Raw genomic sequence first — 10729 nt, 5'->3', positions numbered from 1 at the left:
TCGATCAGCTCTTCGCGGCTCAGCCGTTCAAGGTCGCTGCGGCCCATCGCACGAGAGAATCAGCGAAATCCGTCCCGCGCAAGGGCGTGGGTAATTACGTGATTAGGCATGGAATAAGGGCTCTGACTCACTCTCGCTGATGCCGGCGGCGTTGAGGTTGCGGATATCCACGATGGAGCCGCAGCATGCGCCCTCGCTTCAGACCGTCGAGCCTCGTACCTGTCGGATTCGTCGTCGATCACCTCGCTGTCGGCACCGATCGGATCGGTCTGGTCGTGAGGTCCGGATCTGCGACGGCGACGTGCCCAGACTGCCGGACCTCGTCACGTCGCATCCAAAGCCGCTACCAGCGCCGTGCCGCCGACCTGCCGCTTGGTGGTCGGCGCGTCGAACTCCAAGTCATGGTGAGACGCTTCTGGTGTGACGCAGCGGCCTGTGGGCGGAAGATCTTCGCCGAGCGCTTCTCCGAGGACGTCCTGCCTACCTTCGCGCGACGCACCTCGCGGCTGGAGCAGATCGTCCATCACCTCGGGCTCGCACTCGGTGGTCGGCCCGGTGCGGGCCTCGCGCAGCGCCTGATGCTGCCCGTCAGCCGCGACACGCTCCTGCGCGTGATCCGCCGTCGGGCGGCGACACACTCCGATCCACTCAGCGTCATCGGCATCGACGACTTCGCCTGGCGGCGCAACCACCGCTACGGCACCCTCGTCTGCGATCTCGAACGCCGCCGCATCGTAGCGCTCCTGCCCGACCGCGAGCAGGCTACCGCACAGACATGGCTGAAGATGAACGGCTCGATCCGGATCGTCGCCCGCGACCGCGGGGGTGGATATGGCGAGGCCATCGCCCGTGCTCTGCCACAGGCTATTCAGATCGCCGACCGGTGGCACCTCATGGAGAATGCCAGCCGTGGCTTCCTCGATGCCGTGCGCAGGTCGATGCGACAGGTTCGCGAGGTCGTCGGCGCAGCCACGATCGATCCAGCGCTGCTCATTGCAGCCGAACGCATCCAGTACGAGGGTTACCTACGACGGGAGGAGGCGGACGCGGCCATCCGCTCGCTCGCCGAGGCAGGCGTTCCGATCCGCCGGATCTGCCAACGTCTTGGCCACAGCCGCAAGGTGGTGCGTGCGGTCCTGCGTGGGGAACGTACCGACGTCTTCCGGGTCCGCCAGAGTTCGCTCGACGCCTATCTGCCCTGGCTCGATGCCCAGTGGGATGCTGGCAGCCGCAACGCGACCGAACTTTGGCGCAGGGCGAAGGGACAAGGCTTCCGGGGATCGCTGCGCGTGGTCGGGGAATGGGCGACGCGGCGTCGACGCGCCGAGCAGGCCAAGATCGAACAACTGCAGCGTGTGCCGTCGGCACGAACCCTGGCGCGATGGCTGACGACAGGTCGTGACCGCTTGACCAAGGCGGAGACGCTGACCGTGGCTGCTGTCGAGGACGGCGTGCCGGCGCTGGTTGAGGCGCGCGAGGTGGTGGGCGCTTTCCAGACGATGGTTCGGGCGATGGCGCCGGACAGGCTCGAAGGGTGGCTCTCGCGTGCTGGCACAGGCCTCGTCGCCTCCTTCGCCCGCGGAGTCGGTCAGGACCGAGCTGCGGTTCGGACAGCGATCACGTTGCCCTGGTCGAACGGCCAGACAGAGGGGCAGATCACCAAACTCAAGCTGGTGAAGCGCCAGATGTACGGCCGCGGCAAGATCGACCTGTTGCAAGCTCGCCTGATCGGCTTCACCTCCGGATGATCAGCGAAAGTGCGCCAGAGCCCCGATTGCACGCCGATCCGGGGTCCCGTTCCAACGCTTTTTGACAATCGGTTACGATCAAGGTGCGTGACGAGGGCGTGGTTCGCAACAAGGCCGTCCACATCGCGCTGGGCGTGCGTGCCGACAGCGCCAAGGAGATCCTCGGCCTGTGGTTGGAGCAGAACGAGGGCGCCAAGTTCTGGTTGCGGGTCATGAACGAGCTCAGGAACCGCGGCGTCGAGGACGTGCTGCTTGCCGTGGTCGATGGCCTGAAGGGCTACCGCGCGCTCGATGCCGCGGCTGGCGAGGCGGCGTTGGCGGCCTTCGAGACGAGCGAATGGGGTCGGCGCTACCCGGCCATCGCCCAGAGCTGGCGACGGGCCTGGGGAGACGGTCCCGTTTTACGCCTTCCCCGGCGAGGTTCGGCAGATCCTGTACACCACGAACGTCATCGAGGCCCTGAATGCCACGCTGCGCCGGGCTGTGCGCGCCCGCGGGCACTTCCCGACCGACGAGGCCGCGCTGAAGCTGCTCTACCTGGTCTTGAACCGCTCCGAGAAGGCGTGGAAGATGGGGCCCCGTGAGTGGGTCATGGCCAAGGCGCAATTCGCCGTCATCTTCGGCGAGCGCTTCACATGGGCCATGGCGGCCTGATGTTCAACCTGACGCTTAGGTCATCCTTAGGCTGTCCATCAATGGATATCGGTTGGTGAACCTCATCCCTACCGCCAGAAGCACACCCTGCAAACATCATTTTCATTTCCTGTCCAGTTCCTCAACGATTCAGCGTAGCATTAGATTTCCTTGAAAAACGCCGCGATGATAGCACTGACATGCGCAGCATGCTTAATGTTTCCATTAAGTGCTAATTCAATGGCCTCTTTCTGTCCTACAATAACAACCTCTATCGCTTCGGTCGATTCTGGACGCGCCTTTCCAGGCATCACACCAGTAGTACGGACAAAATGAACTTGATTGGCATAGCGGGCAGGGTCTGGTGACAATGAAAGAAATCGTGTTGCATGTCCGCCTGTGTAGCCGGTTTCTTCCTCGAGTTCACGACGAGCGGTCACAATCGGGTCAATCTCATCTGGGTCCATGAGACCACCCGGCAATTCTAGCGAGACACCGGCCATACCATGGCGGTACTGACGCACAAGAATCAAATCCCCCTTAATATCGGTGGCAATAGCGTGCACAAAATCGGCGGACTCAACCACGTAATAGGGATTTATACGCGCGCCACTGGCTATTTCGCAATTGTCCGCTCGTACACTCAGCCAGCGATTGTTTAATACATACTGCGAGCTGTGTACCTTCCATCGATTGATGTGCGGATGGTCAACAATAGTGCCGGCCGGGGGCATTTGTACTATCGCATCCGGCTGATTAGACTCAGCCGCACCTTCTGCAAAAATACGATCAGGAAAAATCCTTGCCACGAAAGTGTGGTCGATGAGAGGATCGCGCCCGCCGTAGCGCCTACCGCGAAATTCAGCGCCGACGCCGTCGGAATAAACAATAATATTTGAGGTACTATGTGGAGGCCTGACCACATACCAACCTTCTTCTATTGGCCTTTCTCCGGGACAGACATATAAGATCTGGGGGGGCATCTTATAACCTCATTCTCCTGCTTCCTAAGACGACTACGTCATGGTTTTGCAGATTCAGTCGATCGGGAAATTTTAAGCCCTTCTTCGAGCGGGACAAATTTCAAATCTGAAAAGCAAGCAGACAAAAATCGTCCATCTCCGTGAGGACGTTCTGCCACCTCCAGTTTGATTTCGATTATATTTACCGGCGCAATGGCGCCTTTCGGCAATCGGACAAGGAAATTTGTGAAGTCACCTTCAGGCAAGGGAGCGGCAAGTATCTGATTGCGATTAAGGATTACACTTAAAAATTGCTGAGTGCCCGAGGCGTTGACAGATTTAGCCGCAAAATTTAAACATTGCACTTCAGATGATGGTGTGTCTGAAAATCGAACAGTGGCATATTTTCCTTCGATCCATCTATATCCCCCGTCTTCATAACTGCTCCAACCTTCGTATAAAAATGGACAATCTTTCTCGGAGATTGGCAAGCTGCGGTCCGAGCTGATAGAGGGAACAGAAAATTTGTTGGACTCAATCTGAGCTCCACCTAGCAAAATAGCGACATCGTCTAGGGATCCACCTGTAAAATCGCCCATGACATGGGCTTTGCTTTGAATATATCGCACATATTCTTGTTGGCCCGCGCTAAAGCTGCTGCACAGCGAATGCAAATAGTCGCTTGGCTCTGCCTTTATAAGATCACTAGCCGGAGCGTTGTCAATTAGATCTAATATATCATTAATATTTTTATTCCAGCGCTGATGGCCGAATTCGACGCTTTTCCAAGCCGAATAGCCGATGCGTGAGCTCTGACCACGCAATGAAATCGTGTCATTTCCCCCCCCGATGTTGAAAAGAATTCCATTGACCCAATTGCTAATGTACTCATTGTGGGTGGGTTGATCATTTGCTATCACAACCATGCCTCTCGCCATAGCCTCAAGCATAGCGACGCCTATACCCTCAGCCGCCCTTGGGCAGACAAATACGTTACAACTGCGTAACACTTCTTCATAAGCCGCTCTCGACGAGAACCAAATAGACTTTGTCAGCTCGTAATTGCGTTCACCAATGATCTCATTGTCATGCCCAAGGTCGATATCGGGGGCATCATGCAGATGGATCCGATCGCATGTTTCACCAAGCATTTTATCCACCAACTGAATATTTATTCCATGATCAGGCCGGCGCTGCCAGAAAAATACATTTATATTTTCAAAGCTGACCATGTCTTTTCGAGCGCAGGGCTGGACAAAATATTTTACAAGGTAACTTCTGCAGCCCATTAATCTCACTCGCTCATGCATCGCACGAGAAAAATTAATAAATGTTGCTTTTCTCAATAAGGCCCAATGCATATCAGGCATCGTGCTTGATCCGTCATACATCGGGATGACGATTGTTGGCTTGCCGAGTGCACAAAAAGCAGATGCCAGATAATCCATCTGCCAAACCACAATGATCTGTGCTTCTCTTGCTTTTTCTAGTAAATCTCCATTGTCGCCAACATCGGGATCAACAAAGAATTGATCGACAGCAAAACGGCGCCGCAGAATCTCTATGAAAAAATCGCTTGATTTTGTAGATTCGTGGAACTTGTGATCGACGAAGAGGAGATTTTTCATTAGCCAACCCAGTCTTTAAATGCACCGCGCATATCCGCTACGAATCGGCTTCTGGCCTGCAATGATCGCCGCCATCTTACTTCTCTTGGGATTGTTGAGTAGGTAATAATATTAGAGACCATCTCGTCGTTGTCTTTGCATAGTGATCCCATACCATAATATCGTATCTGCTCGGAAAACCCAACGTTATCGGTCGCAACGACGGGGCGTCCGATCGTAGCAGACTCCATTAGCACGGCCGATCCTCGATATTTGTAAATTTCAGTATCGTAAGGTAATAGCATTATGTCAGATGAAGCATAAAGCTCATCCATAGTCTCGTTATCTAGCATGCTCGGCAGAATATTCACGCCAGGTATAGCATAGATTTTTGTTATATACGTTTGATGATGCACTACTTCTGTGTCGACGAGTGATTGTGTCGAAAATGTGATTTTAATGTCGGGATCCCTGATTCTAATCTTGCTAAATATTTCTTCCAGGCGGAGAAAACCTTTATCAAATCTCGCGGACCCCGGGCAAATGACATGGAAAGCCTTGCCTGTTCTGAGTGGGATCGGATCTCTAACCTCACCATATGGTGTCACGCTAACATATTGATCTAGCTGCTCCGCTAGCCAATCAGCATACACCGGTGTTTCAGCGGATAAAGATACCTTGCATCCAGCATCTTTGATGGATCTTATATACATCAGGGCGACATCTATTGGTTTACGGAAGGCAGAGGATGCGCTTTCCATAACACCAATGAATCGCAGCAGCAGCTTCGGAGAGTCGGGTCTTTGGAAGAGATTTTTACATGTTTCGAGGCCAACCAAACTGTAAAAATCAGTCGATGGAAAAAACAATATGTCGGAAGAAGTTAAGCTGTAGTCATTAAATAATCTTGCGATATCTTGAGCCGCAAGCGCGGAACGTTTTTTATGTGTATCGCTAATTCCTACTGGGTCTTGAGAAGTAGGCAGAACTCTAATGAACTCGTTGTAATAAAATTCGAAAAACTGTTGAAGACTGTCTTGGCGTGCAATATTTGCATCGAGATATCTAGAGGCTAAGCAAATCACCTCATCCGCGTGGTCATCCAACAGTCTTCGGTAATGCGTGAGCGCTCTAACATTGTGCCCAATGCTTTGTACGCACACGGGATCGCATATGAATATCCTAGACAATGTGTTAGCCCTCTTGATTCCCATATCCATGCAATCGCGGGCGCAATCAAATCTGAAGCGGGTTCTCGCCAGAGCGATAGCTGTACTTAATCACGATCTGCTGTGAATCAGCATAGACGTTTTTATCAAGCTATTGTGACAATTGCGTCCGTCATAGTCATCGCTGCGATTGCGCGTCTATTCACCCACCCCGTAAACCGACTGCCGTACTGTGGTAGGTTTGACATTCATGTGCAAGAAGGCGGCGTAGGCTGTCAAGGTAGTCCGGTCGTGACCGATGTCAGCGTCAGAGGCAAGCCGTTTGGCTGTGAAAGTCGTTGCGACGACACACGTCAAGCAATCATCAACAGTTCGTAGGCGGTTCGATCGTGTTTGCCGCCAATCACCTCACAGGGCGAGCGGATATTCAATCATCATCGCCAAGACTCTATATCTCCAGTTGCGAGCGTCGAGATCGCTAACTCCCACAAGAGTTTTGGAATGTAAGCCTATTTCCGTGTTGTGCGTCCGAGACCATACACAAAGACACGAAACGCGATCCTGACGCGCATCAGCACTAATCGGCGCGCTCATAGACAGTAATACTTCCCTAAATAATTGGTCCCAGGATTTGGTAGTGCGGGTTCTGAGTGAAGGTGCTGCATGAGCTGATCGTGGCTGTCGTAGTGGAAGCGTTTGACGGTGGCGTCCTTAATCGTGCGGTTCATCCGCTCAACTTGACCGTTCGTCCAAGGATGGCGCGGCTTCGTGAGACGGTGCTCGATGTCCAGTGCGGCGCAGGTACTTTCGAAGGAGCGGCAGCGGAACAGCACCTTCTCGGCGCGCATCGCTCTGATCTCCTCCGGCGTCCACGTGTTGCCGGACGGTTCGGTAGACGCCCGTCGAATCAGTGAGGATGTGACGCTTCGTGCTCGGCTTGCCGCGATCTGTTGGGTTCGGGCCGGTCGCTTGGCCACTTCTGGCGGCGATCGACGCGCTGTCGAGCGAGCAGCGGCTGAAGTCGATGCCGTTCTGGCGGCCGAGCCGATCGAATAGCGCCTGTGGCAGGCGGTTTCATACCGTGGCCTAATGCAAATTCGTAGGCGCCGCCAGCAGGTCATAATCGAGCCGCAGTCCATCTCCCAGGGCAGCGATTTCTACCGCGCGCTGGAGCGCGACACGAACAGAATGTCTGTCAGCATCGCGCGGTCGCCCGTTTAGTGTAGACCACCCTTCTGATTTGCTGGTTCAGGCGGCAGCAAAGGTGCGATCTCGGCCAGAAATAGATCATAAAGGCGCCGTATCGCCGTCTGCTTTCGACCCACCGAAATGGTTCCGTAAAATTTTTATACGCGTGCAAATATTTCGTCACCCCAAGTTTGCTGTAAGCGCGCAGTCACAGAATGCAGATCGTCAGCAATGGCAATGATGTCGAAGTAATGGCAGACGGCTCTACCCCTTTTATAGCCTAGAGATAAAGACTGGAGTGCCGATCTAGCGGCGGATTTGTCTCTTCCAGCGTAGCAGTACGGGAAACCCGAGTTTGTCAGGAACAACAAACCGTACCCCGCCACTTGCAGGCTCGTGAACAAGCGAAACCAATTCTCAAGATCTCCGCTTTGAAGCAGGTCGGCATTAGGACCCTCAAAAAAAATGATCGGGACATTACTACTATTCTCAATAGAGGCATCTAAGCATGCGCGAACAATCTGTAAATCGAAGCCGTCGGTATCTGTTTTGAAAATATAATTCATCTTCGAATCATTGAGCAGCTGCTCAAGAGCGATGTGCTCTCCAGACCACGCAAGGTTTGGATGGGCCGCGATATCAGTGCTTCCTGTTTGATCGCCGGAAGAAAAATGCAATTTACCGAAGAGGTTTTTAGGAGCGACTAACTTATTGATAAGATTGACGTTGCCAAATTGCCGAGCATTCCTTTCTAAAAACCCAAAGAAGTGCTTGGAGGCCTCGACGCATGTGACCGGAGCATCTGAAAATCTCCGAAAATGAGCCAACGAGTCGCCGACATTTGCGCCAACATCAATCAGGTGCACGTTGTCAATATTTGCTTCATTGATTGTTGCTGCAATTACGTTCCACGGTACGTAGTCATACGTGTCCGGGAGATTTTCACTGTGATAAATGTGTCCGTGCGGCGCTTCAATCTCAAATTGACCGACTTTAACTATTCCAGTATTACTCGAAGATAGATTTTCGACCATTTTGTAAGGGCCTTCTCGTCCCTGCGCGCCGAAGAGCGTTCTCGGCGCACTTAATGTAATTTCAAACCAAATGCTATCCGACAGCTCAGAGGCGGTCTAGCGCTACCTGGGCCCTTTGAGGGGCCTAAGGCGTTTTGATGCTGCGGCGGCGCTGCGGGAGGCGAGCATGGCCGAGTGATCAGCGGGGCAGGATCTCGACGCGTGGCTGGTCCCGTTCCTGGCTGCGATGTGCCGCAAGATGCGGCGGACCTGGGCGCCGCTGTATCCGCGTGGCCTGCTCGGCCCCAGGGATCGCAAGAGCCTGCAGCCGATGGCAGCGCGTCTCGGGTTGCCGGGCCATGACCGATTGCAACACTTCATCGCCAGCCCGGCCTGGGACGACAGCCTGCTCTGGACGGAGTTGGCCCGCGCCGCGGACCGGCTGGTCGGCGGATCCGATGCCTGTTTGGTGATCGATGACACGGTCCTGCCAAAGAAAGGCACCCGCTCGGTGGGTGTGGCGCGCCAGTACTGCGGGCACCTCGGCAAGAAGGGCTAACTGCAAATCACTCGTCTCCCTCACCCTGGCGCGGAGCGGGGTGCCCGTGCCAGTCGTCCTACGTCTGTTCCTGCCGGAGGATTGGGTCGCCGACCCAGAGCGGTGCGAGCGGGCGGGCGTGCCCGAGGCGGCGGTGGTGCCGCAGAGGAAGGGCGAGATTGTGCTCCGGGAACTCGACCGCCTGCGCACCGAGGGCGTGCGCTTCGGTGTGGTGCTGGCCGATGCAAACTACGGCTGTAGCGCCGTGTTCCGGCATAGCCTCGACGCGCGCGGATTGGCCTGGGCGGTCGGGATCGCCAGGAACCAGAAGGTCTACGATCCCGACGTGCGGTTCGTGAAGCCGGCCGGGCGAGCGCGCAAACCCGTGCCGGATCAGGAGCCGCGGGAAGCCGAGGCGGTTCTGGCCACGCTGCCTTGGCGGCGGGTAACGTGGCGACAGGGCACGAAGGGTGCGCACTGGGCCCGGTTTGCCATGGCTCGCGTGCGGGTGGGCGACGGTCCGATCTGGGACAGCACCCGTCATCTGCCGGGCGACGAGGTCTGGCTGGTGGGCGAGTGGCGCACCTCGGGCGAGCGCAAGTACTACCTGTCCAACCTGCCGCCCCGCACGACCCGTCGCGTCCTGGCCGGCACGATCAAAGCGCGCTGGGTCTGCGAGCAGGCCCACCAGCAGCTCAAGGAGGAACTCGGCCCCGACCATTTCGAGGGCCGCTCCTCCTGGACCGGCCTGCATCGGCACGCGCTGATGACGTGCATCGCCTGTGCTTACCTGCAGCACCTGCGTTTGGCTAAGCCCGACCGGAGAAATCGGGGGAAAAAAGGTCGCCGGCCTACCGCGTCCGCCAGAGCGAGGGCCGAAGCGTAGTTGCGGGCGAGTTTGTCGTAGCGGGTGGCGATGCGGCGGAGCTCTTTGAGGCGGTTGAAGGTCGCCTCGATCCGCCAGCGCTCCCGATAACGGGGCCTGTCATGGCAGATCCTCCGCTTGCGGCCGCGCTTAACCGGGATGACCGGCGTGATGCCGCTCTTGCGCAGGTCAGCGCGCAGCCGGCCGGCATCGTAGCCTTTGTCGGCGGCCAAACGCTGGATCCGGCCAGGCGCTTCGGCCAAGATCGCCGGAGCGGTGGTCACGTCGCTGGTGTTGCCGACCGTCAGCAGCAGGACGCTAGGGCAACCCAGGATATCGATGAGCGCGTGGATCTTGATAGTCTGGCCGCCGCGCGACGGGCCGATAGCCTGCGACGTCGCCCCCCTAATGGATGGACTGCCGACCGGCGGCGCGGGCCTGACCGTTTGGCTCTCGGCGATCTGGCGGCAGCTCGCGGCCCGCGCCATGGTCTACGCCGATGCCACCGCGACCGCCAGAGCGGTGGCCTCGTGTCCTGGACGCGGTTCAACGCGACCTTCCAGTCGAACCAAGCCGGGACGGCGGTCATCATGGAGCGAATGACGGCTCGACGCTCGTGACCTTGTACAATCTTCGATGATCGTGAACTTCCGATGTTACTACGCCTCGATCGCCAGCGGCCCGAACGCGGCGACTGTCAATGTCTCCACGGGCTTCACCACCAACTGACCGATCCGCGTCGGGGATTACCGCATGTTTCTTCGCATGATCGCCGCGGCCCCGTCTGCGGCCCTCTCTGCGGCGCTGCTCGCCGGTCCGGCACTCGCGTACGACGCGACGAGGGCGTCCCAGTACATGTCGCCGGACATGTACCGGCCGAACGTGGACGGGGTCATTTTCCGTGGCATGGGCTCAAGTGGCCCCATCGGGAGGACGAGCGCCGATCCGGATGCGTCTCTTCCGCCGGGGCGGGTTGGTCGCTCGGTCTTCGAGGCGCTGCAAGGGA

Annotated in this window: 5 protein-coding genes and 5 pseudogenes; 4 read left to right on the top strand and 6 right to left on the bottom strand. The window is 56.6% G+C overall.

Features of this window, described 5'->3' with window-relative positions; all coding sequences use genetic code 11:
- Positions 1–185: 185 nt before the first annotated feature.
- Together ASG32_RS03575 and ASG32_RS03570 are read left to right on the top strand one after the other, a co-directional pair.
- A complete protein-coding gene (locus ASG32_RS03575; RefSeq protein ID WP_056522689.1) occupies positions 186–1748 on the top strand; it encodes an ISL3 family transposase in 1563 nt (520 codons plus the stop codon).
- 68 nt (positions 1749–1816) lie between these two features.
- Positions 1817–2402, top strand: a pseudogene (locus ASG32_RS03570) (transposase); the annotation flags it as partial.
- A gap of 140 nt (positions 2403–2542) precedes the next feature.
- On the opposite strand, the gene ASG32_RS03565 reads toward ASG32_RS03570, so the two are convergent.
- The 5 genes and pseudogenes from ASG32_RS03565 to ASG32_RS33230 form a co-directional block, all read right to left on the bottom strand.
- Complete coding sequence (locus ASG32_RS03565; RefSeq protein ID WP_244491786.1) at positions 2543–3364, bottom strand: NUDIX hydrolase; 822 nt, start codon at positions 3362–3364, stop codon at positions 2543–2545.
- Between the two features lie 38 nt (positions 3365–3402).
- Positions 3403–4971, bottom strand: a complete 1569-nt coding sequence (locus tag ASG32_RS32105) for a glycosyltransferase (protein ID WP_082557733.1) — start codon at positions 4969–4971, stop codon at positions 3403–3405.
- The gene (locus ASG32_RS32100; protein ID WP_157861892.1) at positions 4971–6056 is read right to left on the bottom strand and encodes a glycosyltransferase; all 1086 of its coding nucleotides are present in this window, start codon (positions 6054–6056) and stop codon (positions 4971–4973) included. The genes ASG32_RS32105 and ASG32_RS32100 overlap by 1 nt, the downstream gene beginning before the upstream one ends.
- 716 nt (positions 6057–6772) lie before the next feature.
- Positions 6773–6904: pseudogene (locus tag ASG32_RS34335) on the bottom strand (integrase core domain-containing protein); the annotation flags it as partial.
- A gap of 561 nt (positions 6905–7465) precedes the next feature.
- Positions 7466–8341 (bottom strand): FkbM family methyltransferase, encoded by an 876-nt coding sequence (locus ASG32_RS33230; protein WP_107351916.1) that lies wholly within the window; start codon positions 8339–8341, stop codon positions 7466–7468.
- A gap of 226 nt (positions 8342–8567) precedes the next feature.
- Here ASG32_RS33230 and ASG32_RS03555 point away from each other — a divergent pair.
- Positions 8568–9744, top strand: a pseudogene (locus tag ASG32_RS03555) (IS701 family transposase).
- On the opposite strand, the pseudogene ASG32_RS32095 reads toward ASG32_RS03555, so the two are convergent.
- Positions 9645–10127, bottom strand: a pseudogene (locus ASG32_RS32095) (IS5 family transposase); the annotation flags it as partial. The pseudogenes ASG32_RS03555 and ASG32_RS32095 overlap by 100 nt on opposite strands.
- Positions 10128–10476: 349 nt before the next feature.
- Between ASG32_RS32095 and ASG32_RS34685 the strand changes: the two are divergent.
- Positions 10477–10729: pseudogene (locus ASG32_RS34685) on the top strand (hypothetical protein); the annotation flags it as partial.

The sequence above is a fragment of the Methylobacterium sp. Leaf361 genome, from assembly GCF_001424445.1.
In the GTDB taxonomy this organism is placed as follows: Bacteria; Pseudomonadota; Alphaproteobacteria; order Rhizobiales; family Beijerinckiaceae; genus Methylobacterium.
Note: the sequence above shows the minus strand (reverse complement) of the source record. Positions and strands in the feature narration are given on the sequence as shown.